This is a genomic window from Nostoc sp. KVJ3 (genome assembly GCF_026127265.1).
Taxonomy (GTDB): domain Bacteria; phylum Cyanobacteriota; class Cyanobacteriia; order Cyanobacteriales; family Nostocaceae; genus Nostoc.
In genome coordinates, this window is sequence record NZ_WWFG01000015.1 from 1 (window position 1) to 25,614 (window position 25,614).

The 25,614-nt window shown below is 42.1% G+C and carries 33 protein-coding genes and 1 pseudogene; 15 read left to right on the forward strand and 19 right to left on the reverse strand.

What is annotated here, in order from left to right; all coding sequences use genetic code 11:
* Nucleotides 1-296: 296 nt before the first annotated feature.
* The 11 genes from GTQ43_RS40105 to GTQ43_RS40155 all read right to left on the reverse strand — a co-directional run bounded on the left by GTQ43_RS40105 (nt 297) and on the right by GTQ43_RS40155 (nt 9,373).
* Nucleotides 297-455, reverse strand: a complete 159-nt coding sequence (locus tag GTQ43_RS40105; protein ID WP_265278196.1) for a hypothetical protein — start codon at nt 453-455, stop codon at nt 297-299.
* 248 nt (nt 456-703) lie between these two features.
* Nucleotides 704-3,016, reverse strand: coding sequence for an NACHT domain-containing protein (locus GTQ43_RS40110; RefSeq protein ID WP_265278197.1), 2,313 nt, complete (start codon nt 3,014-3,016; stop codon nt 704-706).
* A 42-nt stretch (nt 3,017-3,058) separates the two neighbouring features.
* A complete protein-coding gene (locus tag GTQ43_RS40115) occupies nt 3,059-3,307 on the reverse strand; it encodes a DUF1816 domain-containing protein (protein WP_265278198.1) in 249 nt (82 codons plus the stop codon).
* A gap of 469 nt (nt 3,308-3,776) precedes the next feature.
* Nucleotides 3,777-4,133, reverse strand: a complete 357-nt coding sequence (locus tag GTQ43_RS40120; protein WP_265278199.1) for a hypothetical protein — start codon at nt 4,131-4,133, stop codon at nt 3,777-3,779.
* A gap of 754 nt (nt 4,134-4,887) precedes the next feature.
* The gene (locus GTQ43_RS40125) at nt 4,888-5,865 is read right to left on the reverse strand and encodes a tyrosine-type recombinase/integrase (RefSeq protein WP_265278200.1); all 978 of its coding nucleotides are present in this window, start codon (nt 5,863-5,865) and stop codon (nt 4,888-4,890) included.
* Between the two features lie 198 nt (nt 5,866-6,063).
* Nucleotides 6,064-6,591 carry a hypothetical protein gene (locus tag GTQ43_RS40130; protein WP_265278201.1) on the reverse strand — a complete coding sequence of 176 codons (528 nt, stop codon included), beginning with the start codon at nt 6,589-6,591 and terminating at the stop codon, nt 6,064-6,066.
* A complete protein-coding gene (locus GTQ43_RS40135; protein ID WP_265278202.1) occupies nt 6,588-7,091 on the reverse strand; it encodes a DUF4365 domain-containing protein in 504 nt (167 codons plus the stop codon). Before GTQ43_RS40135 ends, GTQ43_RS40130 begins: the two co-directional genes overlap by 4 nt.
* 86 nt (nt 7,092-7,177) lie before the next feature.
* Nucleotides 7,178-7,513: a hypothetical protein gene (locus tag GTQ43_RS40140; protein WP_265278203.1), complete on the reverse strand. Its 336-nt coding sequence runs from the start codon at nt 7,511-7,513 to the stop codon at nt 7,178-7,180.
* Nucleotides 7,450-7,632, reverse strand: a complete 183-nt coding sequence (locus GTQ43_RS40145; RefSeq protein WP_265278204.1) for a hypothetical protein — start codon at nt 7,630-7,632, stop codon at nt 7,450-7,452. The genes GTQ43_RS40140 and GTQ43_RS40145 overlap by 64 nt, the downstream gene beginning before the upstream one ends.
* A 2-nt stretch (nt 7,633-7,634) precedes the next feature.
* Nucleotides 7,635-8,414: a ParA family protein gene (locus GTQ43_RS40150; RefSeq protein ID WP_265278205.1), complete on the reverse strand. Its 780-nt coding sequence runs from the start codon at nt 8,412-8,414 to the stop codon at nt 7,635-7,637.
* 824 nt (nt 8,415-9,238) lie between these two features.
* On the reverse strand, nt 9,239-9,373 hold the full coding sequence (locus GTQ43_RS40155) for a hypothetical protein (protein ID WP_265278206.1): 135 nt from the start codon (nt 9,371-9,373) through the stop codon (nt 9,239-9,241).
* 731 nt (nt 9,374-10,104) lie between these two features.
* Here GTQ43_RS40155 and GTQ43_RS40160 point away from each other — a divergent pair.
* From GTQ43_RS40160 to GTQ43_RS40170, 3 genes are all read left to right on the forward strand, one after another.
* Nucleotides 10,105-10,560, forward strand: a complete 456-nt coding sequence (locus tag GTQ43_RS40160; RefSeq protein ID WP_265278207.1) for a hypothetical protein — start codon at nt 10,105-10,107, stop codon at nt 10,558-10,560.
* Nucleotides 10,561-10,564: 4 nt separating this feature from the next.
* Complete coding sequence (locus GTQ43_RS40165; protein ID WP_265278208.1) at nt 10,565-11,119, forward strand: siderophore biosynthesis protein; 555 nt, start codon at nt 10,565-10,567, stop codon at nt 11,117-11,119.
* Nucleotides 11,120-11,256: 137 nt separating this feature from the next.
* Nucleotides 11,257-11,919, forward strand: coding sequence for a class I SAM-dependent methyltransferase (locus tag GTQ43_RS40170; protein WP_265278209.1), 663 nt, complete (start codon nt 11,257-11,259; stop codon nt 11,917-11,919).
* 404 nt (nt 11,920-12,323) lie between these two features.
* Here GTQ43_RS40170 and GTQ43_RS40175 read toward each other — a convergent pair whose 3' ends face one another.
* Nucleotides 12,324-12,467: a hypothetical protein gene (locus GTQ43_RS40175; RefSeq protein WP_265278210.1), complete on the reverse strand. Its 144-nt coding sequence runs from the start codon at nt 12,465-12,467 to the stop codon at nt 12,324-12,326.
* 351 nt (nt 12,468-12,818) lie between these two features.
* Here GTQ43_RS40175 and GTQ43_RS40180 point away from each other — a divergent pair, with 351 nt between their 5' ends.
* Nucleotides 12,819-13,280: a DUF3598 family protein gene (locus tag GTQ43_RS40180; protein WP_265278211.1), complete on the forward strand. Its 462-nt coding sequence runs from the start codon at nt 12,819-12,821 to the stop codon at nt 13,278-13,280.
* A gap of 861 nt (nt 13,281-14,141) precedes the next feature.
* Here GTQ43_RS40180 and GTQ43_RS40185 read toward each other — a convergent pair.
* The 7 genes and pseudogenes from GTQ43_RS40185 to GTQ43_RS40215 form a co-directional block, all read right to left on the reverse strand.
* Entirely contained in the window at nt 14,142-14,375 is a 234-nt protein-coding gene (locus tag GTQ43_RS40185; RefSeq protein WP_265278212.1) for a hypothetical protein, read from the reverse strand.
* Nucleotides 14,376-14,508: 133 nt separating this feature from the next.
* Nucleotides 14,509-14,727, reverse strand: a pseudogene (locus GTQ43_RS40190) (tyrosine-type recombinase/integrase); the annotation flags it as partial.
* A gap of 619 nt (nt 14,728-15,346) precedes the next feature.
* Nucleotides 15,347-16,165: a hypothetical protein gene (locus GTQ43_RS40195; protein WP_265278213.1), complete on the reverse strand. Its 819-nt coding sequence runs from the start codon at nt 16,163-16,165 to the stop codon at nt 15,347-15,349.
* Nucleotides 16,166-16,200: 35 nt separating this feature from the next.
* Entirely contained in the window at nt 16,201-17,376 is a 1,176-nt protein-coding gene (locus GTQ43_RS40200; RefSeq protein ID WP_321162571.1) for a DUF5906 domain-containing protein, read from the reverse strand.
* Between the two features lie 46 nt (nt 17,377-17,422).
* Nucleotides 17,423-17,707 carry a hypothetical protein gene (locus GTQ43_RS40205; RefSeq protein ID WP_265278214.1) on the reverse strand — a complete coding sequence of 95 codons (285 nt, stop codon included), beginning with the start codon at nt 17,705-17,707 and terminating at the stop codon, nt 17,423-17,425.
* A gap of 78 nt (nt 17,708-17,785) precedes the next feature.
* On the reverse strand, nt 17,786-18,400 hold the full coding sequence (locus tag GTQ43_RS40210; RefSeq protein ID WP_265278215.1) for a hypothetical protein: 615 nt from the start codon (nt 18,398-18,400) through the stop codon (nt 17,786-17,788).
* A gap of 591 nt (nt 18,401-18,991) precedes the next feature.
* Nucleotides 18,992-19,162, reverse strand: coding sequence for a hypothetical protein (locus GTQ43_RS40215; RefSeq protein WP_265278216.1), 171 nt, complete (start codon nt 19,160-19,162; stop codon nt 18,992-18,994).
* A 722-nt stretch (nt 19,163-19,884) separates the two neighbouring features.
* Between GTQ43_RS40215 and GTQ43_RS40220 the strand changes: the two genes are divergently transcribed.
* The 11 genes from GTQ43_RS40220 to GTQ43_RS40270 all read left to right on the forward strand — a co-directional run bounded on the left by GTQ43_RS40220 (nt 19,885) and on the right by GTQ43_RS40270 (nt 25,192).
* The gene (locus GTQ43_RS40220) at nt 19,885-20,196 is read left to right on the forward strand and encodes a hypothetical protein (RefSeq protein WP_265278217.1); all 312 of its coding nucleotides are present in this window, start codon (nt 19,885-19,887) and stop codon (nt 20,194-20,196) included.
* A gap of 33 nt (nt 20,197-20,229) precedes the next feature.
* Nucleotides 20,230-20,613 carry a hypothetical protein gene (locus tag GTQ43_RS40225; protein WP_265278218.1) on the forward strand — a complete coding sequence of 128 codons (384 nt, stop codon included), beginning with the start codon at nt 20,230-20,232 and terminating at the stop codon, nt 20,611-20,613.
* 59 nt (nt 20,614-20,672) lie between these two features.
* Complete coding sequence (locus GTQ43_RS40230) at nt 20,673-20,972, forward strand: hypothetical protein (protein WP_265278219.1); 300 nt, start codon at nt 20,673-20,675, stop codon at nt 20,970-20,972.
* Nucleotides 20,973-21,567: 595 nt separating this feature from the next.
* Entirely contained in the window at nt 21,568-21,825 is a 258-nt protein-coding gene (locus GTQ43_RS40235; RefSeq protein ID WP_265278220.1) for a hypothetical protein, read from the forward strand.
* Nucleotides 21,826-22,013: 188 nt separating this feature from the next.
* The gene (locus GTQ43_RS40240) at nt 22,014-22,235 is read left to right on the forward strand and encodes a hypothetical protein (RefSeq protein WP_265278221.1); all 222 of its coding nucleotides are present in this window, start codon (nt 22,014-22,016) and stop codon (nt 22,233-22,235) included.
* The gene (locus GTQ43_RS40245) at nt 22,235-22,951 is read left to right on the forward strand and encodes a hypothetical protein (RefSeq protein ID WP_265277078.1); all 717 of its coding nucleotides are present in this window, start codon (nt 22,235-22,237) and stop codon (nt 22,949-22,951) included. The genes GTQ43_RS40240 and GTQ43_RS40245 overlap by 1 nt, the downstream gene beginning before the upstream one ends.
* A 65-nt stretch (nt 22,952-23,016) precedes the next feature.
* Nucleotides 23,017-23,625 (forward strand): hypothetical protein, encoded by a 609-nt coding sequence (locus GTQ43_RS40250; RefSeq protein ID WP_265278222.1) that lies wholly within the window; start codon nt 23,017-23,019, stop codon nt 23,623-23,625.
* Between the two features lie 167 nt (nt 23,626-23,792).
* Complete coding sequence (locus GTQ43_RS40255) at nt 23,793-24,035, forward strand: hypothetical protein (protein WP_265278223.1); 243 nt, start codon at nt 23,793-23,795, stop codon at nt 24,033-24,035.
* Between the two features lie 72 nt (nt 24,036-24,107).
* Nucleotides 24,108-24,275, forward strand: a complete 168-nt coding sequence (locus GTQ43_RS40260; RefSeq protein WP_265278224.1) for a hypothetical protein — start codon at nt 24,108-24,110, stop codon at nt 24,273-24,275.
* Nucleotides 24,276-24,485: 210 nt separating this feature from the next.
* Nucleotides 24,486-24,692 carry a hypothetical protein gene (locus GTQ43_RS40265; RefSeq protein WP_265278225.1) on the forward strand — a complete coding sequence of 69 codons (207 nt, stop codon included), beginning with the start codon at nt 24,486-24,488 and terminating at the stop codon, nt 24,690-24,692.
* 305 nt (nt 24,693-24,997) lie between these two features.
* A complete protein-coding gene (locus GTQ43_RS40270) occupies nt 24,998-25,192 on the forward strand; it encodes a hypothetical protein (RefSeq protein WP_265277076.1) in 195 nt (64 codons plus the stop codon).
* Nucleotides 25,193-25,614 lie beyond the last annotated feature (422 nt).

Here is a 25,614-nt window from a genome sequence, read left to right on the forward strand (position 1 = left end):
GAGGCAGGGGAGCGGGGAGCAGGGAGCAGGGGGGAGGATTGGAAGGAGCTTGTACTCCGACCAATCGAGAACGCCCTTCCAGGGCGGGGCTTGATACCCATGTTCCGCTAGCCAACGACAATTCAACCCAAAAAGCATTCGCGTTGATATCAAAATGAAACTCTCGAATGATTGTTTTTAGTTGTAACCAAATATCTTTTTTGTAACCAAATATCTTCTACCGAGTTCTGTTATTTTTTCACGAATGATTGAAACTGCCTATTTGATTTGCTCGTAACCGAGAGTGTCAAATCATTTCAGCCAAGTTTTTGTATTTCAAGAATGGTTGCCTCCAGATGAGTTTCTAAAACGCTTTCCTGAAGATGTGGTAGACCTTGGGAAATACGGCTACGGTGAGATTTGGGTTCGTAGTTGCTAATCACTAAATAATCGCCTAGTAGTTCACCTCCAGTCACCTAACGTCAGATCAATACTTTGAGCCATCTGTTACACGTAATAGCCCAAAAGTGTAATTAGTCCCCCACTTTTAAAAAATTAAAAGTAGGAGAGAATAGCTCGAAAGTGACAATTTAAATAGTTATCTTCTTATGCTATAAGAATTTGGTGTTGTTTGATTTGGTGAATGAGTTGATTAACTACGATACAAAATGTAGTCAAAATCATTTTTGCAATCCAAAACTATTTGAGGAATTAAGCAAGAGAGCTATTGCCATTCCCTGTCCTCAAGTTCCTTTATCGGCAACAATAAAGTGGCTTCAATTTCTTGCCTAATAGCAGATGTCACCTCACAATTGCTATGCAGGCAATCGAGTAGTAGTTGATTGGCATCATAGTAGCGTTGCAACACTTGCTCTTGCTCAGAGCTAAATTGCCACTCGTGGTTAATATTGCGATAATTAATTACAGTCTTCTTTACCTGTTCAGCCCAAGCTGAATAGTTCGTTTGCGACCATAGCTCAAACCGTTGTTGACTTTGACCAGAATTTGGCAACTGGTCAGAGAGTTGTTGCAGGGATTTATGGAGTCCTACATCCAGAACAATACCCAGAATGTTGCTCATAGCTTCTCCACAGGCGTGGATGTGGGCAAAGTCCTGGCTCCCATCAATTGCACACGCCAGCAGCAGGTCATCTAATGCCTCATCCAGAAACATCCCTTGGTCGAGGCTGCTGGCTAGGGCAAAGTGCGAAGCTATGTGAGGAGTCCGACTCAAGGCCAGATAAAATGCTCGAACTGTCGCATCTTTTGATTGGGTAGGAATACTGCGAGATTTTTGGCTAGCCCAGGTCAAAAACTCTTGTAAATAAGCATCTTCGGCAACGAGTGTATCAATCTGTTGCTTCATCAACTGTACTAGAGAGTCTGCACTCCTGAGCATGGTAGCGGTTAACAAGAAGATTTCGCGCCAGTGGGGGTCGGTGATATGATTCACCAGACCAGAGAGCGCTTGCCCAAATGCCTCTAAGTTATGGCTGGCAACGATTTTCCTCGCTGTGAAATATTCTTGAAATGCTAGATAGGAAAAGGAAAAAATTCCCCGCGCCCGTTCTGCCAATAGCCCATGTTGAGCCTCAATTGCTTTGAGCGCCGCTTCGCTTTCGATTTGCAGTGACTCTGCATCCATTGGCACGTTGTTGAGATTCTGAATATAGTCACCAATATATTGCTCAACGACGCGTTGCTCAAAAAAGTACTGACCTTGCTCAAATGTCGCTGCGGCAATTTGACTCAATAATTTGAGCTTTTGTGGTAATAAAAACCCTCGGTAAACTTCATCCCGTTCAATGCCTCTGGCTTCATCCCATTTGCCCAATAGAAGGTCTAAACCTTGCTTATAAAAGTCAGTGCGCTTAGTCGGAAATTTTTCTTGACCGTGAAACACCCAGCAGGCAAGATGCAGAAATAGGGGTGTGACGACGAGTTGGCGAAATTGCCAATTTTCAGCTAATTCCAACTTCTGAATAAACTCAACGGACTGGGCCAGACCATCTTTTTGGTTGGTCTTGGTAAAGGCCACAAACCATTTTTGAGCGAAGGCTCGGATTTGTTCTAAGGTAAAGGGAGCAATTTCAACATCGGTAAAGCCTCGGAGTCTGAGTTTTTGAGCTGCTGTTCGACAGGTCGCCACAAACCGATTTTTGTGATATTTCTCTGAAAACCTCCGAATTTCGCTTAAGACAGCATTGCTTTGTTGGTGAAGAACTTCATCCATGCCATCAAGCAACAGTAATACCCTGCCTGCACTAAGTAAAGTTTCAATTACTGAAGGATCGGAAATTCCAGATGTAAGGAATTCCTGGCTGATGTATTTTAATAGGCTGAACTCGTTGGTAACAATAGAATCTTCAGCAAAATTTTTTAGGGTGATGAATATTGGCACCTGATTTGCCGTAAATGCGTTTTGGTTACACTGAATGGCGAGATATTGCAAAAAGGTGGTTTTACCTACTCCTGGTTTGCCTAGCACCCTGAGCTTAGAGTATCTTTCAACTGCCTGTGTACCAGCTATCTGTTTTTCGTCAGCCTCGCCTAAGCCAAAACGGTCAAATTCTTTGGGATCAAGGTTTTGCAGATCGGTGATTTCTAAGTACTGAAGGCTAGCAATCTCCTCCAAAATATTCACATCTATATATATGTCATCGATCGCAACGGGACGGCTGATATCCAATAACTGCAAAATACCACACTGGTATTGAATTTTATCGAAGCGTTGCGATCGCACTTTCTGCACTAATTTATCAATATCCAGTACAGGGGGACGGCTGTATTCTTCTAGTGACATGAATTCTGCTGGCGGATTGCTAGCAATCTCCTGCCAATTCAGTGACAGCACCATACAAATTTCAATAAAGGTATGACGCTCAATTGGACGGCCACTAAAAAACCGCCAAATTGCTTGTCTAGTCTTGAGGTTGACTTCCGCAGCTAGATTGTCTTGTGTCCACCCCTTGCGAGCAAACGCTTTTTTAGCCTGTTGAATTCCTGTGAGTGATGCTTGGAGCGATCGCTTGACCATAGGACAAAAACCCCATTTAGCAGAATATCTGCGATCCGGGCTTCAAAAACTAAATATTTGGACTTCTGCTTTCTCCTGAAAAATCGTGATCACATCAGGCTGGCATTGCTTGACTAATGCAATGATGTCCCTGGCTTCTTCCTGATATAAGTCTTCAACGTAGCCACTTCTAGAAAGTTGTGCTTCTTTTTTATTATCAAAAGGCCCAAAGTAATAAGTACAGCGCGGAACAGCCGTGTTAATTTCTACCCACCAGGCAAACTCTGACTGATTAGATTGAAATAAATTCATGAGGGATACCTATGATTAATTAAATTTGATTAAAGATAGTTTTGTTTAGAGATTACTATAGCTTTTTGTACAATGAGCAAATGGTAAATCCAGCATTTGAGGCAAGACGACGAATTTAGGATCACAGATGAAAGTACAGTCCGATATAGAGATATTCTTCATTTTTCCTGGTTTTGTTTTCTAAACTGGCATTTCCTGATAACAGTAGCTACAACGCCAGTAAACTCCTCTTGAACAGACATGACGGAGTAAAGCATCTGAACAGCAAAGACAAGTATATTTCCCCTTCATAAATTGACTGATTTTTGTAGATATATGATCTGGTCTGCAATAAGTGAGCAAATTAATTTGACTCGTTAATAAATGTTTCATTTTCAAAGCCTTAATTGCTAAATGAATTTAACTAATGTTGTCTTTATTTGTCAGGTAACTTTGAAGATGAATAATGTTGCCCAAGAGTATGAAGTGATTAAATCAGACGAGTGTGCAGAACTGACCCAACAAGAGACAGAGTTAGGATCTGGCGACTTAGCCAATCAGCGTTTTCGCGCAAGATATGCAGAATACTACCGTGAACCACTGTTTCTATCTGTATCTGCTCCTGTACAGGCAAAGAGTAGCCGCTTTTGGGGATGCTGGATAATTCCTGTACCCCTTCGACTACATAGCGGTTAGGGACATGACTTAGAATGTGGGCAATTAACTTTTGACGCAATTCATGAATCGAAAAAGCTAATTGATAAGGATGTTCAGGGTACTCATTCAAGACATTCTCAATTTCTTGAATGACTATTGGTAATGTTAAATTAATTAACGTATGCGACATGAGTTCAGTATTGTTTGATAAAATATTCACATTCAAGCCTAGATTTTTTGGTGACTGTACAAGTCTGTTCTCAAAAAGCTTTCTAGATGGTTCTAATTAGTCTTATTGTAAAAAGTGTAACAACCAGACGTTTGAAATCGAGTATATACAAGAGTTTGATTGATGGTTGAATTGTATAAGTTGATTAACTACGACACAAAAAGTAGTCAAAATAATTTCGCAATATAACTCTTTTGAGAAATTAACCAAGAAAGCGATCGCCATTCCCTGTCCTGAAATTTCTTTTGTTGTCGGGGTGAAATGAGCATCCGTTCAGAAACTTACGCTAAGGACTTGATGACCTGTTTTCAGCATCCTGTCCACCTGGGATAAACCTGTACCAATTAAAACCTCTGAAATTTAGAAGCTTCAAACCCAAGATGAGCCGTATAAAAAAGCTGTGCCAAATAGCTTATAGGTGAATTGGTACATTGAGAATTGCGAAAAATATCGAATTGCAGAATGCTTATCCAGTAAGGGTTACAGCCAAGCGCGTAACTTTCTGTACGATTGCTGATACTGTTGGCGAAAGTGTTACAACTAAAAGCCACAACCACAGATTGAAGGTTTGAGCTTACGTAATACTTTAAAATACGAACATGTATTACATTCGCCAACAGCATCGATTGCTCATTTACCCCCTCATATCTCGGCACAACACCAAAATAGAAAACAATTGTGAGGAATTTGTGAGTATTCAATCGTTTTAAGAAAATTAACGGTTTTTCCGCCTACTGTAAGGTACATTCAGCAAATCAATCGCCCGTTTCTTCGCCGATTCCCCACGCCGATCATACTTACTTGTAGTACTTGGCGACGCATGACCTGCAAGTTTCGCTATCGTGACGATATCTGCACCCGCATCCAATAGATTACCGATAAAAGTTCTTCTAAAATCATGGGGTGTAAACGCCTCTACATCAGCTTTTTCTCCTCGGCGCTGCAATGCTCGCAACACCCCCTGCTCACTCATCCGTCTCAGTATGATTTTCTTTGCCTTATTTAAGGGATAAAAAAGCGGCCCTGGTGCTTTACCCCGAATCAGCAACCAATCAAGGAGAGCTTGCACACCAGCTTCGGGTAAGTAGACAATTCGTTCCTTCCGCCCCTTAGCTTCACGTATTGTTAACGACCGACTACGTAGCTTAAAATCACTTAAATCTAGGTAAGTAACCTCACTGCGACGCAAACCTACCGTCAAAACTGCCAGCAGTGCTGCATCCCTCCTTCCTAATGTTGAGTCATCTTGAATACAGTCAGACCACAGTGCAGAAATTTCTTCGGCATCCAGTTCGCGCCCCTTCAATAAACTCTGGCCCCGCACCGACTCAATATCAGCTGCTCGTCCATACTCATCCGTGGACATTAACCCCAAGCGCCATGCTTCCTTGAGCGTCCGCCGCAATGCACATAGCATTTTATTCGCCATCGCTGGGCTATATTTTTCCATCAGCACCGACCGTACCGCAGCAGTGTGCTGGTAACGCAACTTTGACCAGTCCAAAGTACTTGCATCACAACTGCTGTTGGTCAGCAGTCGGGCGATCGCGTTGAGCGCTTCTCGCATTGTCCGCCGCGAACCTTCACCTAGACTGTTGAGATAAACTTCAGCCGGGTGCAACGTGATGGGCAACGGCTCTGTCAGTGCCAGAGACTCAGGGCTAAAATTGTCAGCGATCGCGCGGGTGTTCACAGCAAGTTTAATGAGGCTTTAAATTAAATCCTCCCTTAAAAGTGGCTTTTTACACAACTTTCAGCCGTTATGTGGTGCGAGAATCATTCTTCTCTTCACCCATTTTGGGTAAAAGGCGCTCTCTGCCTCTGTCGCAATCATTTATATTATTTGACGTTCCTGGAGGCAAACAGCCAAAATTTCAACTGCCTATGGATATTATTCAGTGTCATCTAGGCGAAATTTGTGCGGATTCTTCAGAACGAATATACCGTTAGACTTGATTAAGTCACCCGTGCAGTAAACGGGCAGGCGTTCTTGATAAGCCTTCAATGCCAGGATGTAGTCACGGTCAGCTAATTGGGTGTGGATGGGACGCAGTTTATCAACCACGATGCCCAGGAGGGTGATATCGCCACTGAGGTGATGTGCATTGGGTGTGGCGATGTGGGTGACAACTGCTTGGATGGTGGTGTTGGGTGCATTTGTAATTAAGTCACCCAAAATTGACTGTTGCGATTTGGTTTCTGCCAAGGCCAGAGTTTCAACGACTTCCGCCATCCGACGAGAAAAGTCGATAATTTCTGGTTTGAGGGGAAGTAAAATTTCAAAACCGTCTAGAGTCCAAATGGCAGCTTTATCACCTTGACGCTGCTGTTGCTGCCAACCATGCCCAACTAAGTAAGCTTCTACTTGTCGGGGGTCGATACATTTGAATTTTTCCACATCCGGGAAAATAGCTGTCATAGGGATTCTCCAACGGCGATGCGTGACATTATGGTTTTGAGTGCGTCGGGGCTAAATATATTTTGACGCTTAATTTCCACAGTGATGTTCGTCTTGTTATCAATCGCTGGTTGTCCGCGCAACGATAGCCAGTAACCGCAGCGTTTGAGGCATAGAGATTCTTCGGTTTGGGATAACCAGTCACTAACTTCTTCTGGCACTAAAACAACTATTAATAGTTGTGGCACGAAGGGGTCGTCTTCCCGGAGTTCGTCATAGTTTTTGACGCTGAGTCGGTATTTGATGGATGTTTCTCTCTTAACATCTTGGGATGTAGATTTAATTTGTACGTCAAATCTCGGCAGACGCTTAGAGTTGAGTTTTCCTGGTACGGTAATTGTAGCGTCGATGCCGCTATCATCTAACCTACGTGTGGCTGCTTGCAAGGAGTAGCCAGCAGTTGCAGTGACAGCATACACATAAGCGTAACTGAAATCTTCTTTTTGGGTATTGAGGCTCATTATTTACAAATTGATTGTGATACCGTTTGGGTGCTTAAATTCGACATCATAGAGATTTGGTTGAAGATTTTGGTTGTTGAAGGTCTTTACTTTGAAGGGTTGGTCAACATTGTGATTAACCGTTTAATTTGCCCAACCCGCTTACGTTGGTCATAGCGGCGCTTGGCTTCCGTGGTAATTTTTTCTGTAAGCGCATTGTCAGTACTAGCAACAGTCCAGGCAGCTTCTAAAAAGACCTCAACTGTGATGCCTAATTCTTTACAAAACCGTGTCAATTCTTGGTCGAGGTCTTTTTCTAGAACGATTGCCGAATGTCGCCGAGTTTGCGGGTATTTTTCGAGTTCGGCTTTGAGTTCAGCTATAGTGTCAGCTGTAGCAGCAGTTGAGTTGGCAAGTTCTGTAACTGGGGTGGGTTGTGGCAATGAGTTTTGCTCTTGTGCTTGAGCTTGGGCTGTTCTTGAGTCAGAAGCGCATCCTGACGTGGTGTAACTGTTGGGCGATTGCGTTTGTTGCGTAGTTGGTTGAGTACGTTATCTGACATTTTTATTTGCTCCCAATATCCGTGCCGATTTTCGAGATTATCATTTCAAATGGATATTCCAGATCGGTGTATCCCAACTGCGAGAGGGTTGTACGTTTGTTGATGGCCTGCTTGTAACGTTCTGACTCGCGGATTGAAGGTAGAACTAACTTTTCGCCAACTTCGTCACGCATTCCATCTACAGCAGCCCGACTTTCTTGCGCTTGGGTGTTACCAAACCAGCGATCGCGGAAGGGTAGTACACCTAAGATTGAGGCATTCGTGGCTCCGACATCTCGCAAGCCGCTTAGTAAGTCGAGCGTCCGCACGAGGGAACCGTAACCTTTGACCGATGCTTCTGCGGGAATGATTAAAAAATCTGCTGCGCCAATTACTGTTAAACAAATTTGCGATCGCTGGGGTGGGGCATCGATAATGCAAACTTGGAAAATTTGGCTGATGACTTCCAATCGTCGCTTGAGTAAGGTTGCACCTACTCCACTGTTAGATAAATAATCTTGTACGGTATCGAGTTGGTCATCGGCGGGAATAAGAAATAAATTGTCGTTGTCTTGAGTCGGGTAGATGCAGTCTTCTGGTGCGACTGTTTTTTTCAGAAACTCCAATAGGGTTGGTTGGTTGGGTGACAACTCGAACCCCAGATAGGTAGTCAGATTATGTTGGGGGTCGGAGTCGAGCATTAAGGTGGTGAACCCCTGGCGTGATAGCAGCCGACCAAGGAACAGGGCAGTTGTCGTCTTGCCCTGACCGCCACTCAACGAGCTTACGGTAATTGTCAGCATCTCTATTTTGATTAATTTATTAAATTAGCTAATTAACTTAAGCTCATTTAATTATTTTGTCAATTAATAAATTTAGCTTTTTGACAAATTAGCTTTTTAGCTAAAGCTAATATTAGTTTTAGAGAATTTTATTTGAATTAGGAAAATAAAATCGCTGTAAATTATACTGGGTAACGCTTGTAGGCTCTAATCATGGGTGTCCTCTATAAAACCCATTTGGGATCTATTCTTCCGTCTATAAGTCTTGTGTAAAGCTAGATTTCATACTTTTGCAGCAATTGCTCTATGATTTCTCGCCCTATGGTTACTAGGTTGTTTAAAACTGCCTTCTGGCAACCCTCCTATGTCTAGAAAAGATATCAAATGGGTTCTATAGAAGAAAATACTTCTCCACTATAGAGTGCAACCTTGAGTAAACTTTTATGGCTAACTATGAAAGATCCCAGATGTACTGGGTGGGGTGGTATTGATTGTCAGGTTAGTTACTTGATGATGATGTGGATGTTGAAGAATTGGGTTAAGTCTTTGAATAACTTTGAAACCACTTAATATTTTTTCGAGGACTTATGAACAAGGAAACAATTTTATTTGCAATGTTTTCTGTGATTTTTGTCGTTTTAGCTATGCGTAGTGTAGTAGATAGTCAAGCACAAACTGTTTTACTTGAGTACTCAAAGCTATTCCTAGCAGGCTACTTAGGTTATTTACTCAAATAAAAATCTCTAGCTAGTTTGACTAACCAGAGACTTCCTTAGATCGCTACCATAGGCAACCTTACCCAAAAGGTTGTCTATTCTATTTAATGACTGATTGTGATGGTGATTCTAGGGGTCAATTTTTGGCAAAGCTTCGGGCAATTCTGAAATCAGTTTAATTGGTTTATGTGAAGGATTCTTCCATTTGACCTTATCAATATCCTTAAAACCAACATTATCGCCAGAATTTTTCTTTTGAGTCATGAGTAACAGTTGTAGCTAAAGAACTGGTTTACTATAACAATATGTTTTCCATCCAAGCAGCGAACGCGCCCTTTATTATGGACAGTCTACCGCGCTATGATCCCCATTCTCTCGTTGATAGTCGCGCCGCTTAAGAGTTATTGCGAATATTTATCAATTAAGAAGTACCTCTATCTTGGCTCAATGCCAAATAGTCAGTCTGCGATCGCGGTCGTTGTCTAATCCGTGACTGAAGATTAGCTATATCTCTGACTGCGTTAAAACTTTGGCGCGTCCGTGCCGATTGATTTTCATTGCGCCTCTGTAGACCCTGCGATTCACAGCCTAGGCATCACCGTGCCAAAAAAGGTTTTTTGTACTCTAAGAAAATTTCAAGTCCCTGAGACGATGATTTTTCGTTCAAACTTGATCAAAACTAGCAGCATAACCATAGTTCTTTCACCAAAAAGCACTTCTTGAAAGGCTTACTCTATCTTACTTTCAGCCTTAGCGTACAATTTACCCAGTTTGGCACGGTGACGCCCGCCACAAGCCCCATTACTCCGTTGAGAGTCGCGCCACTCAGAAGTTATTGAGAACTGTTATCAATTGATCAATACGTCCATCTTGGGTCAATGCCAAGTCTATGAAGATAATGTAAAAATATTAGTAGTATACTCACAAAAATTTATGGTTATTTAATAAATATTTTGTCAGTAATTGAATACTCTAATAACATCGGTACAATAGCGATGAAATCTAAATATCTTAATTTGCTAACTCCTGGGCAATTACCGACTCAGTTAACACTCAGTCATGAGATGCACGAGCGAGTATCTGAGGCACTCAAGTTAATATTAGAAGCAATTAACCACTTGCCTACTAACGTAGCGGTAGACAAGCTTAATCAAGCTTTAACCATTATAGGTGAAACAGAGCGATCTCCTATTAATGATTCATTAATTAATAATACCTTCTTAAGTGTAAAAAAAATCGAGGAATTTGATCGCTATTTTCAAATCGTCCATGTTGAAGCTGAGAATATTTCTATTGTTCTTGTTTCTAGTCTCGTTGTTGCCCTTCAAGAATTTTTGTTCCTGTCTGAGTTAAAAAACTTTAACTCCAGCAAGATGGTCGATTTAAAGAAGGGCTATCAGGAATATGTAGAACTACTTAACAGAGTGCTTATTGTATCTGGGGAAAAATAACAAAATGTCACCAGAATCATTAGAGATTTGGAAAAAACTTCACTGGTCGTTTTTTTCCATGATTCAAGCCTTAAATATTGGGTTACAACGGTTTGAGCAAGCAATTCTCACCAAGAATCTAGCTTTAGCTCAAATAGAATTAGAATCTGCCGCTACCTTGATGTTAGCCTCTGGCGCAGCAATGGAACTGGCAGCAAGTTTTAATCCAGCAGACTATAACTTGCAGATTCGTGCCACCATGCTTCCTCCTTATGTTGAGTCTGATAACTTTAGTGGTTTAATGTCATGGGATCATTTTTTTTTGATCGCAATTTGGATGCGTTTAAAGCCGATTTTTGAAAATCTTCCCTGTGAGTTGGAATCGAGCCATGAACGCTTTGTTCTAGCATACAAAAGTTTAGCTCATGCTCATAAGGGAGTTTGCTCTAAGTTTGGGGGTGACGAAAAAGGTAGTATACGTTCAGATTCAACCAAAAATTCTGTCAAAAAGACTGCGGTTGAGACTTTAGAGCAATTTGAGAAAAATCGGGAACGGTTACTTGACCCCAACATCGAATAATTTCACGTTATCAGTTCCTTGAGCAATCTGCTCAGGGCAACTCCAAAGGACTGCGCCTAAGTTAGGTAGTCCAATTCCGATTCTAAACTGGTCATCAAAATCACAATGAATGCAACTATCCGTAAGGAAAAATTGAAATGCTGAAAAATTGGCAAATACCAGAAGCGCTACATAATTATATCCTAACAGTCTCACTACACGAATCTGATATTTTACGTCAAATTCGGGAAGAGACAGCAAAATTGAAAGATGCTGCCATGCAAATTCCAGCTGAACAAGGTCAGTTTTTGGCGTTTATGACTCAGCTGATAAATGCCAAGAAAACCCTTGAGGTAGGAGTGTTTACTGGTTACAGCACGCTCTGGATGGCCTTAGCGTTACCACCTGAAGGTCGGATTATTGCCTGTGACATCAGTGAAGAATGGACAACCATCGCTCAGCGTTATTGGGAGCAAGCAGGCGTAGCCAATAAAATTGACTTACGGGTGGGTCCGGCGCTAGAAACGCTAGATGCTTTATTAAGTAACTCTGAAGCTGGGACTTTCGATTTGATTTTTATTGATGCGGACAAAGAAAATTACCTTAATTATTTTGAACAAGCAATGCAGTTGTTACGTTCTGGCGGATTAATTATTATTGATAACGTGCTTTGGTCTGGCAGAGTGATTGATGAGGAAGCTCAAGACAGTGAAACCGTAGCCATTCGATTAGTGAATGAAAAACTGTACCAAGATACACGGATTGACATCAGCCTTCTACCTGTGGCGGATGGGCTAACTTTAGTACGCAAGCGTACTTAGGGACTGACAAATAAAAGAAAGAGAATTTAAATCTACTGCCATAAATCAATCGTGGGATAATCAACGGGTCAAAGCTGGGCAGATATCAATTTTGATGAATGAACTATTAACAAGGTGATGAATCGAATTTTGTTCTGGGACTAGTACAATGGCAATCGTACAGATAGTTACGCGCTTGGCTGTAGCCCTTGCTGGGCAAGAATTCTATCAATCGATATTTTTAGCAATTCTCAATGTAACAATTAAACTATAAGCTATTTGGCACAGCTTTTTTATACGGTACAGTAAGGCTTTCAATCTCCTAAATTTCAGAGACTTCAATTGGTACACTTTTATTCCTGGCGATCGCAGATTGAAAGTGGCTCATCAAGTCCTTAGCGTAAGTTTCTGCATGGATGCTCATTTCACCCCGATGTCTGTACGTCTTCTAAGCGTGTTTCCCATAATCTGTTCCATTCGATACCAAACAAAGGTTTTGCCCGTTTTCCCATCATCCAGCCTTGCGTCAACCCATCCATAATCTGCTCACAGAGTTCGACTTCGTACATTGCGGTTTTGAGCAAATTCTTAGCAAGCAGGGCTAGAAATAAACAGTCTGGAACCAATTGTGCAGACTTGCTAGAGCAGCACTATGGAACTAAAAAGTAAAAGCGTACTTACAGAAATGTAACTTTCGGAATCACTGCTCATTTGATCCCAATACGCTTGGGATAAGCTTTTTTCTCTTCCCCTGCCTCAACGGATAAATTTCTTAACCCAAGCGTATTGCATTTGACCCCTATCTCGGCTGAACCCCTATTCGCTCTGTGAGTGAAAAAATACAAAATCTTTTTCCATGAGTGCCGCTCTCTAATGTATAAATAAAAAATCAGTAAACAAACTTTGTTTGTATTAGCAATATGCCTAAACAATTGAGTGATTTTCAGGTTTTCCCCAAACATATCGGCACTTGGTCAGGCTACTGGATCAGAATGGATGCTAATGCTCAAGAAACAGAACGCTTTGAAGCAGAAATTACACAAAAGATAGTTGATAATCAATGGCTACAAACCAATACTTACCATTATGCTGACGGTAGAATTGTCAATAACAGTTTTGTTGGTAAGGTAATTAGTAATGATGAAATAGAAATAGAAGCAGTAGATGTTCCCGCATGGGAAAATTTCACCACTATTGCACGTGAACATGGAGATAGCATTATCATTTTTAATGTCTGGAATAAAACGACGGGACAATTATTTGCAACGGAAATGATTAATCTTGTAAATAACGATAATAAATGTCGCACCAGCCAAAGTTTTACAGAAGATGGGAATTTGAAAGGCTTAATGTTAATAGTTGAAAAGCGGATTTCTAGTTGAAAACTGGATGACGAATTAGACGTGATTTTTAGTATAGTTCAATCCCGCCAAATATCAGGAATAAAACTTCTATATTGGGGCGGATTTAGCAAAAAGACGCAGTTGCAGTCTCGCAAAAGTGATTGCCCGCATTTCTCACAAGTTTGAAATGCAGAGGGGCAAAGGAAAGGAGATTGAACTTGGCAATTGAACTCTCCCTGCACAAGCACAAGCACAGGCTTTGAGCATTGGTGAGAAATCCGGGTTATGAGCAAGCTCAAGAGTTAGCAGTCTCGAATGGTGGTTGATCTTTGATAGTTGAGGTGGATAAGTGCGAAGCTGTTATCAGGGGCAAGATGGCATCACCGTGGTCGGGTAGCGTCTTCTTGCGATCGCGGTCATTGTCCAAGCCATAACTGGGGTTTTTTGCATTAACCCCCGAAAAGGGGGATTCTAGAATTTGTTGTTGAATGGTACTTCACTCTTTTGATTAGTACGCGATCGGTGAAAGCTAGTCAGGGTGAAGATTATCACTATTTCTTAGACGATCTAAGAATGGCATTTTGAGACATGTAAAGAGACATAATTCAGACAAGTCTCAAATTGTACACTTTCTGAGACGGGGTTTAGCCAAGAATCTTATCTGGCAAGAGTTATAGGGTGATAGCGTCAAAACTCACTTTTCATAATCCCCCTTTTCGAGGGTTTATCCCAAAAACCCCTAACTGAAGATTAGCTGTATCTCTGATTGCGTTAGCAGGAGTCTAACGTATTAGATTATTACTGAGGGCTGAAATGACTAGAGCTTCATCTTTAACACCAGATTTTACTATTCGCCAACCCCAGAAGAATGGTATTGGTCGGTGGCAGTCGTGAAAACCTCTACGGATAAAGCAAGCTTTTAGCTTTTCCTTTTATTTCTTCAGGACATTCGTTAAACAAAGCCTCTTTTATATTGCTGCCCAAGTGTTCTGCCTTGAGCCATTCGGTCAGGCTATGTTTCCATATATTTTCATCATAGTAGTGCATTACATTCCCATCTTCATACAAGGTGTAGTCATCGTCTTGTATGAACGTACCTAGACATACGCTACATATTTCTTTTGCTTGTGTCATGTCCATCAATATGAAAATGTTGGTACAAAGTTAGCATCAGGTAAAAGTTTTACCAGGGTACCCCACACCCCCCATTTTTCCGATTGAAACCTTGTGAATCTGACGCCAATCCCTATTAGGGATTGAAACAGAATCAAAGCGTTATGCCCGTGCCAAAATCAATCTTTTGGTTAGTGTCTAGCTCTACACCACTTCTAGTCACTGGCGATAACATAGCCAAGCTTGCAGCCGCTCCCAACACCTGAGCGTCAGTTACTTCCAAATATCTCTGCAACTGTTCTAAATTCCGATGCCCCGAAATTTCCTGTATCACCCTCAAGGGAATACCAGCATTACTCATCTGGGTTAAAGCTCCCAAAACTACCAACATAAGGAAATACGTGAGCGCCAGTCAGGGCTGACTCGACTATTGGGCATCACCGTGACACTCACTTGTGTAGTACTAACGTAGTTATTTAGTAGTTTTTTTTGATGAAAGTGATTTGAAATTGACTCTCCTTCATCACTTTTTTTCAAAAAAACTTTCCGCCAATTTTGGCGTACTGTGCGTCAAAATTCAATATTATTATTCCGTGAAAGCATAATGTCACTGTGATCTTTAAAAATGCGGAATTTAGGTGAAATTCCATTTATTTGCCATAGCCCTGCCATTGGTGTGCGATTATGGGAGCCAGTTTAACCCTAATTCTCAATAGTGATAATTAGTTGACAATTGAGGTTTTGAAATTCCATTGATTTACCATCGCTGTGCCAGAAATCAGCGATAATGGGAGCCAATTTTTGATTTTCCACAAAGTTGCCAAAATTGAGCCACTGGGGTAAATCTTTAGTTCGTATGCGAAGTTTTTTTGACGAACTCTCTAGCGCGCACCTCAATACCGTAGCAGTCAAGTCGCTTTGCTCCAATTCGTAATTACTAATTCGTAATTCGTAATTAATACCCCATGAATAAATTCAGGGGCTTGGAATACTTAGTCAATTACAAACGTCTCGCAGAGAGAAGCATCTCGGTTCCCTTGCTCGGTGGCCACAGTCACAATTCCATTCTTGGAGTCGCAGTTAATCATCTCACCTGCGAACTTGACCGCACCACTAAGCGATCGCACTTCTACTTGGCAACCAACAAACCCTGCGATGTCCCCGCCGTCTTTTTCAATCTGCAACAGTGAGTATGAGAACTCATACTCAGTTTTTACCAAAACAGTATCGGATGTAATTGGCGCGTCTTTCACTGCCTGATCCTCAGTTGGCATACCCGCACCACTTTCTAGCTTTGACGCACCATTTCCGCAGGACTCCCCGCAGCAGTTTTCCATATCTGGCAAGGGTTCCGCATCACCCGCACCAGTTGAGGTGGCATATTCTTCTTTTTTCATTGTCGGAGAAAGCAATTCAATTTTCATTTCTGACTCTTCAATGTTTTTTTCCTGGGAATCTGAAAAAGTGGTGCGGGTGGTGCGGAAGTCCTGATTTTGCGAGGTTTCTGGTGCGGTAAGTGGTGCGGAAGTGGTGCGGGTTTCGTCTAATGTGGTGCGGGTAACTGACAAAATGCCAATGCCTTTGAGTACTGGAATGTTTCTTTTAGCAATGTCACAGTACCTAGTTCCCTTGACAGCCTTGGGAAAGAGTTGAGCGATTCGAGCAATGACTTGGTTAATGCCCTTTACGTTTTTGTCACTGGGTCTAACCTGTTCGCTCCACGTTCTGCGGTTGTTATCGGAATCTATAGTTAATGTGCCAGTTTGAGTGTAGTAATGTTCCAGTCTTACCCATAGCTCTTTTGCAGTCATTTCCTTACCAGGGACATAGCCTATGTTCGCGGCTTCTATGAAGTCAAATAGGTGATTATTTTCTTTCTGAAGGTTGTAGAAAGCATCAGTTGTACATTCATAATCAATGCCTCTGAAATCAGGTCGTTGAGAGCTTTCAGCATTTTATTTAGGAATGCTGGGGCTACTTTCGTTCTGATAAATTCCTTGTCGTAAGCAAAGCGGGGATCAGCTAGTAATTCATTTGGGTTGTTAGGATCTGGATTTTTTTCAAAGGTTTTCTTAAACTCTAAAACTGCAATCCTATCTTGAATTGCTTTCATAACTCCTTGTAATGATGGTGTTTCATTCAAGTTAAAAATACCTATGGCTTCAGGGGTAAACTCAATATGGTCTTTACCCTTCCGTTCACAATGCAACTTGTTACCAGTTACAAATAATTTTAAGCTTTGAATCTTGTCGATTCTTGACGTTTGTGGGTTTTCTGATGCCCAATTTACCCTGCTGTGCATCAATGGAGCTAAGTTAAACTTCCTGCCTTCGTCGTACAATTGGAAGTCTGCTAAAGAGACAGAAGTTAGTCCATTTTCGCCGTAAATGATTGATACACACTCGCGCAGAGCATCTTTACCGTTAGACCCAAGCCCAACTGCTAAAATTGCTTTTACCTCTCTTCCTCTGAGCTTCCTAACAGTTTGAAGGTCAATCGAAGCGGCAAGATTTCTCAAAAGAATTTCTCGTTGTGGTTTGTCCAAACACTCAAGTAATCGGTCGCAATCTGTAGTATCAGCGTTTGGATTGTACTCAATCAACGGTTCATAAATAAAGTAATCTTCGGGGGTATGAGGGTCTAGCCGTGGAATAACCTTATTACCTATCAAAACGGGTCTAACTATCCCATTAGTGCAGTTAATCCCTGGTGGATTGAGTAATTCTGCCTCAATTCCCGTTCGCATTTTCGCCCACTCTAGAACCTTCTTAACTGAACTGGGTGAAGCGTAAGGATAGGATTTTTTACCTTGCTCATTTTCAACTGCAAAAGAGTTACAAAAATTGGTGATTCGTCTACGCTCTGTGTCATCAGGAGAGTGTTTGTAGTGGTTGCCAGTATGCCAGTAGAGCCTATCCTCCGCACAAATCCAACTTTTATCGCCATAGAGAGTTTTGAAAGCAATTTGAATGAAGCTGACAACTGGATCAAGATCATTTAAAGGATCATCAAAATTTTGCAGCTTGCCAGAAGATGACGCTCTGCCACAGCCGCGTGGATCTCCTGCTCTAACCTGCGGATAAACTCTGGTACTTCCATCTGCCCCAAGATTTCTTTGATGTCACTTGATTTATATGGTAAATCGGGGCAGATGTCGTGAGGGTTAATTCCAATAAATGCAATCCCACCTCGTCGGCACAGTCCTGGCAGGTCTGGAGTTTCTTTAAGCCAGTGTCGTCAGCATCGTGCAGAAAGATGATTAATCCTATACCTGAATCTTTCAGGAGTTGGTATTCTGGGTGATTGTTTCTTATCCCATCCACTGCCTTGAAACGTAATCCCAGCAAGACCATGTGAGCGACCAACTTCTACGCATCCCTCGCCTTCATGCTGGAGTAGTGCCGGGGTTCCCTGCATCAATTTACTAGCGGCTAGCGCTTCATCAATACGATATGCCCCCAAGGAAAATCGCCTTTTTTCATCTCTGGTGTGCCGTCGGGGAGTCTATGCCATTGCCGAAAACTCTTGTCATAACCTTTCTCTTTACTGGTGTCTGCCCATTCGTAACGGTCAATCCATTGGGTTGGGGAGTATTGATAGGTTGTTTCGGTTGCGTTTCCGGGGATGCCCTTTCGCTTACTCTTTAATTTTTGAGGTTGGGGAATATTGGTCGCTGGCTCGGTCAACATTACCAAACCTAATTCGCCATCTGGAATTGGGGTTGGGTTGGGCTTGACTGTCTTAACTCTGATTGGGTTTTTGTTTGGTGCTGCACTGAAATTAGTTTTTTGTCGCTCTGCCAGCACTTCATCCCAAGGTTTGATTGCCTCTCGGATGTCCTTGCACTCACAATTATTGAAGCATTGATACTTCCCGGTTTCTGGGACGATAGATAAGTTGTGCCCCCCGCAAACGGGGCAGATGTACTTGCCTTTTTCTTTGGCTGGTTCTAGCTGGTCTTGAAAATTTCGGATGTCGAAGGAGGCGAACGCCTCTGGCATAACGGAGCCGCCAACGGTTTCGTGTCCTTTTAAAATGGCTACCATTGTGAAATCCTTGTGAGGTAAATTGTGTGGGCTTTACCTCCCCCGAAGATTCACCAAAGTTTTAATCAAATTTCTCGTTAAACCCGTTGTAGGAAGTTGTAAGAAGTACTAGGAACTGATAACATTAGGTTATAAAGAAATTTAATAGAGATAAAAATATCGGGTGTCTTCTAGGACTGTTAAACAACTTGTGTTCAGCAAGTTGAGTCTTGGGGAGGCATTCTTTTCTTATGTATATCTGGTGACATGACACTTAGAAAAGATGAACTAAGGGTATAGTCTTATTACATAGTAAATTATCTCAGGCAAAAAAATAATAAATATCTCAACTTTATAAAATAAAACAATTTATCTATTTTCCCAAGCCAAGACACAGCAAAGCTTTTACAAGTTTTTAACTAACATTAAAAACCAGATAAATACTCACTGTATTAATAGTATTAGTGGACTAAAAATAATTCAATTTGTTATACTGCTTCAAAAAGACATTAATCTAAGATTTTGACTGACTTAATACCTTGGCTGCATTTTGTCACTAACAGCCATCTTTTAGCCTCTGGTTCTAGCGCGGGCATGATTCTCCAGTTGAAATCATCTGCCCAAGTTTCGACCCCGTGAGCGGAGAGCAAAACTGACTTCAAGTTCCTTGAACCGCACCCAATCGCGATCGCTGATAGCTGTCAAAACGGGGAGAAGCCAGGGGAGTGATTTTAAATCAATGGCAGATGGGTTAATCATTTGATTTGTTTTTAGCGATCGCATCTGTAGACACAGATTCTTCCAGTTGGCAAGGGCGGCAACAACTACCCTTCAACTAGATTCGAGACAGTTCTTCGCTCGGATTTGGCCCACGCTTCTAAATCCGATTTGTTTCATGTTCGCAAGTAAACATTACTTTAGCCTTTTTGTTACTCCCATTTCGCTCACTTCAACAGCTTACTGAATCTTTACTCAACTATATCTTTAAGACCTGACTCTGTAAGCTTTTTTAGTTTAATAAGTTGAAGCTTAAATATTTAGTTGACAGCTTCAGTAGCTATAATCTACCATAGCACTCATAAGCAAGGGCAAAAACGCCAACGGCAGACAAGATACACATATTCTTGGCGACTTTAGCCTGCAAATTTATTTTGAGGAGGATTTATGCGAGTAACAATCAGGCAATCTTACACCCATTTATCAGCAATAAAGCGCAGGAATTAGGCATTAATGACCATGCAGAAGTAGTTAACTTCCTTTTACTCCAGATTTTGCAAATTCGATGCTGGCACAGACTACTGCTACTGGGAGCCAAAATACTCAGTAGTGTTTCATAGATACGTTTCATGAAACAGTTTCAACGGTTGCATCAATGTTTCAGCCTCACAAGAACCGTGAAACGATACTTCACGAGCCTTAAACATGAAACATGAAACATGAAACGTTAGTTGATGATGACTACTTTCCCAAGTGACAGTGACGATAAAAAGTTGAGGGTAAACGATATGTCAAGACCTAAAAAACAACCAACATCTATAAGCACGAACGCACCCAACATAAACGAGGCTGAAACTATAACAGAGAAAGCATCAATGCCATCAAAAAAGGTAATTCATTTGATGCTAGATGCTGGGCGCTCCAGTATTAAATATCAGGCTTTCGTTAATAACGAAACTGGCACAACGCCAGTGATGAAGACCGAATCTTTAGTGTGTTGTGTGCCATCAGTACCCTTTGGAGAATTAGGAGCTTTCAGCCTCAGCCGAGGCAAAGATGAAAACAACAAAGATGTTGTAGAGCATTGGGTTGTAGGCTGATCAGCCAGACTGCAAGGTAAAGAGTACATAGCGATGAGTGATTCCGAGAATTACAAAGTACACTACTTCCCCATCCTTGCATTAGGTGCAATTGCATCTCTGCCAAATCTGCTTGAGTTGTCCACGGGTACAAGCGCCAAGCGTAGAACCTTGCACATTCGTTTATCAACCCTCTCGCTAGCTTCCCCATTGGAACTAAAAAAAGCCATTGAACAATGCAAGTGGATAGCGGTAGATGGTGTTAGATACCGCCTGTGCTTCTCAAAACTTGGCTTTCTAGGATTCCCAGAGGGATATGGCGCGTCACTTTGGGCAAGCGAACGCTTTGACGATAAACAGTTCCATACTTTTGATATTGGGTATGGTACAGCCACAATCAGCGAATACAGTAATCTCGGCAATTACCAAAACGGGTAACTTGTAGTCCCAATGGTGGCGGTGGTGTTGCCACACTAATCAAAGAATTCTCGAGAGCTTTGAGCAACACCGATTCTTCTAAAATGATTCGCCCCTCCCAACTGCGCGAGATTTTAGAAACTGCAACCGTTGGTGATAACGGCATAAGCGCGATTGCACCTGATGGGGAAGACATTGGGACTGAGTTAGAGAACGCGATTCATTCATGGATGAAAGATTCTCCCTTGGCTTACGCCCTAGATGACGTGTCCGTGAAAGCCAGACGCAGCAAAGTAACTTTGTGTGGCGGTGCGTTTGCGATCGCGCCCGTGCAGATGTTGATTAAAGAAAGATTACTGAAACTGTATTCCAGAAAGTAATTTGTTGATTCCCGAAAATCCTGGAACCGTTGCTTTATCAGAAATGAAAAAACTTTACTTAGGAGAAACGACCGATGTTAACCAAGCGGCTTAATTACAACGTTCCTCAAGACTTGACTCCAGCCATCAGAATGCTTGCAGAAATGGATGGCACGACCCCGCTTACTGGCTGAGAAAAGCTCTAGAGAAAGTAGTAAATGAAAGATTCTCTGTCAATAACAATCATCAAATCAACTTAGGAGATTTGGAGGCGATAAGAGGTGAATAATATCAAGTAACTTCAACGAGTGAAATGAATAGCAATGTAGCACAGAAGAAATAGTAATCATTCTGGCTGGTGTTGAGCAAACTTTAAGGTTGATTCAAGCTACTCCCGAATAAGGAGACTGCAAACATCAAGCATTTTACTACATCAAATGACTTGGTTTTGAATGATGCCATTCAATCAATTTCTGAAGTTTTAGATGGCATTGAAAAAGTACAACTCGCTAACAGTTCTGATGAGGATTAATTGTGCGAACGCTTGCCCGGAGAAGAAAAGCGTTCACACAAACCAGCATCAGGATAAATCGATACACACATTAAGGATATCAAAATGGCGCACCCTGTAGGATATTACTCTCTCTCTCACGACAATGCACTCATTAAAGATATGTGTGAGACATGGGGGGAAGGATTAGAAAAGATGAGCGAATCAGACACACTCTGGTTAATTGCAAAAATCGCTCATCAAGCATGGGTAGAGTGTGAATCTTCTACTGCTCCTAGCAATGAAGCCGAGTCAGCATGTCTTCGACTGCATGAGTTAAAGCAATGGGAGAAGTTTGCACTAATCAGCGCAATGGCACAGTGAGATGTACAAGAAGCAATTGTATTTAGCCTTGGCTGGTGTAGGTATCTGCTTCTTGCCTGTAATCATCCCCTTAGTACCCAAGTTGGGGCTTATGCAGAAGCCGAGAGATTAAAAGCCACCGAAGGATTAGAGCGATCTCGTATAGAAGAACGGCTAAAACCAGCGATGCCTTATATGAGGCAGGAGTCATGCCCACAACTCGGAAACTTAGAATCACGAATTATTTTGACAGCAGTAAACGCAATCCCAGACCAGACACAACCCTTTATCAAGATGACGAGATTGTTGATGTTTTTGACGCAACGGGTAGGTGTATTGGGCGAATTGAAGAAGGAATTTGGAAGTGGAAGTACAAAGCTAAAGAGATTTGTAAAAGCGTTCAAAATATCAAACCAGTGAGGAGAAAATAATGGCATTAGGAACATCTGGTGCAGAAAGTAATAGTACTGGTAACACTGATGGTAAACCCAAGGGTAAGAAGCGAACGCTTGGTGAAATCATCGATTTTTGCGCCAAGGCTGTTGTGATGATTGTTGGTTTACCCATTAGGGCAGCCGCCGCGATCGTTAATCAGTTTGTTGCTAACGGTGGTGCGGGTCGTGCGTTAGTTGGAGGGATTTTATTTATCGGTGGTTCCATAATAAGTGCTGATTCAACTTGGCAATTAATCTTTCAAGGGCCGCCTGTTTGCCCGTGGTTTGAGCCGACTTGGAATTGGGTAAATGTGCCGTTTGCAGCGTTCAACCCTCTCTTTTACCTGGCATTCATAATTTCTGTAGGTGTTCAGGTAATTGAAGCCCATGCCCTACGCGGTAAAAACCCAGATTCAGCTAGGCGGGAGCTTCAAGACCACATGGTTTATGAGCTTGAAACCAAGCCTAGTGGCAAGATTGACCTTGTTGGTGAGCTTTGGAAGGATTATAAGACCGCAGGTACACGCGATCGCTCTAGTGCAGGGCTGGTTGTGATTGCGGTTTGGGTGTTCGATATTGTCACCACCTTTGCGGCTCGTAACCCGTTTGAATTTACAGCCCCATTCATGATTTTGGGCTGCATCTTGTTTAACATCGGCACAATGATGGCGGGTGAAATTGGGTTTGCCATCTGGCGCTTGACCAAAGATTAAAGCTCGTGCCGCTCAACAACTCTCTACATTGAGCGGCACTCACTACTTAACAGGGCATTTGTTTTATGCAAAGTAACAATATCCCAAAAATTACAACCAAAGAAACTGAACATTTGCGCGAATCATATCCTAATTTGTCTCACTTGGAAGCCGGAAATATCGCCCAATGGCTGCAAGAGAGAAAAGAGCAATTGTTTGAAATGGCCCGAGTTTCTGAGAACGAAGCAGACATGACCCGTGTACTTGGCTTGCTGGCTTCTGGGATAGGAGCGGTTTGTTATGCGGTCAACCCAATGGCACTAGTTGGTGGTTTAATTGGTGGTGCTGCATGGCTATGGTTTGTTGTCGAACACTCCAACCGCACTAAAGAAATTGCACCAATACCATTTGTACGTGGCAACTTTATAGACGCGGTTGCCCGTGCTGGTGACTATGATTCTAGGAGCAATTATCAAGCGGATCATCTTGCTAATACTGTTAAATTTCTAGAGCGACACGAGGCTGAAGAGTACGCCTTTCTTCTAGCTGAATTTGAAAATATTGGGCAGTATTTAACCCAAGTTGAACCAGGAAAACGTTTTATGCTTATCGCTGGATGTTTGGCTGGTTTGGCAAGCTTAAGGGTCGTCAGCTACCGACTTATCAAAGTATGGCTCTCCATTTACAGGATGTGACCATTGACAGCCGGCTGAATCTGTCAGAGGTAAGTGCTATCGCACAGGCTCAAACCCAGTTACCACCCACGTAGATATTAAGCAATTTCAATTCACCACAAGTAGATATTCGGGACACTCACCAAGCGGTTCTCTTTCTAAACCGGAGGAGTTACAGCCATCAGCTAATGGGCTTTACCAGAGACTATAACTATCTCCCTCTGGCGAATAGAGCCAACGTACTCATCGCGGCTTTAACGAAAAGTGGTTTCCAAGTCGAAGACATGATGAGTTCCCAGTCATGCGATCGCTGGCACTCAGCGAGGTGGCAAGGGAACCTTAGCAGCAATCTTGGCAACATTATCTCTAGCATTAGATTCGGGATTAAACACCCAATACTTTACAGCCGGGGTGGATGTTTACCCCTTTAGTTGCAATCTGATTTCTGCCCTTAATACCCGGAAAAAGATGCAGACGGTGCAGATAAATTAGTCGCCCGTGACTTGCTTAAATTTCTTAAAGGCTTAGATGCAAGTGAACCTTATTCCCACAAAAACTTACTGTTAGTGATTGATGAGGCTATGCGGTTGCTGTCCCTACTTGATGAGAGCGATCGCACCTGGGCTATTCAATATTTACTTCTCGCTTCGCCAAATGTGGCGGTACATTAATCATTGTGTTGCATGGCTCTAACTTAACTTCTGTGGTTGGCAAGGCCACAGCAGGACTAGCAGACACTTTAAGCAATCAGTTAACTTCATTGGGTGTGTAGCTCAGTCTGTCAGCGCTGGCGGATTGCGAAAAATTAATGTTGCCAGTGGCGAATATTTAAGGCCAACCCTAATAACTTTGCTGAACCTGTTAACGGTGGCAATCTCGGCATGATTCCAGACTGGCTAAAGATAGAGTTACACCCAGGAAATGGTCAGCCAGATCCAGCTAGAACATACTCAAATTCTTCCCGGAATGGTGCAGCATCACCAGCCAGCAGTTATGCCCAGAGGGAGAAAATTGCACCAGATGACGCAGTTAATAAACTGGAGTCTATTTTCTCAAAGCCTACCCAAGAGTTGAAATTGCAGAGGTAGAATTCGTCAGCATTTCTGAGGCTGATAAAGAGCAGATTTTAAACATTGTTACTTCAGCCGTGACAACACCAGTCAGCTTTGCTGCGATTAGAAATAGCCGAAAGTGGGGCGAAGAGAAACCTAGTGTTCGCTATTTAAGGTGTGCGATTGCACAACTTATAGAATCCAAGCAATTGAACGGTAGTGAGAAGTTAGGCTTTACCGTTTTTTAATCTTACTGCAATCTCAAAAAGCCATTAAGAAAGCACTTAGTTCAAAGATATCAAGACATCAAAAGCCTGAATCCTAGTAATGGATTTACATCTATGCACCCAATTGAGTTTAAGAAAAAGTGGCAGTTAACTTACGACGAGCTTGCTCTTGTCTTGGGTTATCAAAGTGATTTCACTGTCCGTTGCTGGGGGATAAATGGAAAACGCAAGCGTAAAGAAGTCAAAAAGTTGTCTATGTTGCTTGCAGACTTCTTGATGAGAAGTGGTCAACTCAAGGTAAACTTGTAGATTCTTATCTCTAATTATTTGTATGATTGGGGCAAGTATTACCTTAAGCTTGTTGCCCCAATCGCTATATCTTGCCCTTCATCTTCGATTTCGGTCAGTCCCCAAACGCTTTTCTACCCGTTGTAGCTTGGCATTACTATAATCTGTACGCTGCAAAATTGTCTCAAATAGATGTCGATATCGTTCGAGATATTTACCGGAATAAATTGATTGAATCCAAGGAAAATCAACAAAGTAAATAATGCAGTAAACAACCCCATCGTCCCATATTTACTTATGGGTTCAGCGCGATAAACCTCTTTCTCTATGGTGATGGGTTGGGGGGGAGGGCTGTTCTTCAACTCCTGAATAACCGTAGTCAAGTTCTTCGTGTGATTCAACAGTTGATTCCAGTTCTGCTTTAATTCTGTTATCTCGCTCTT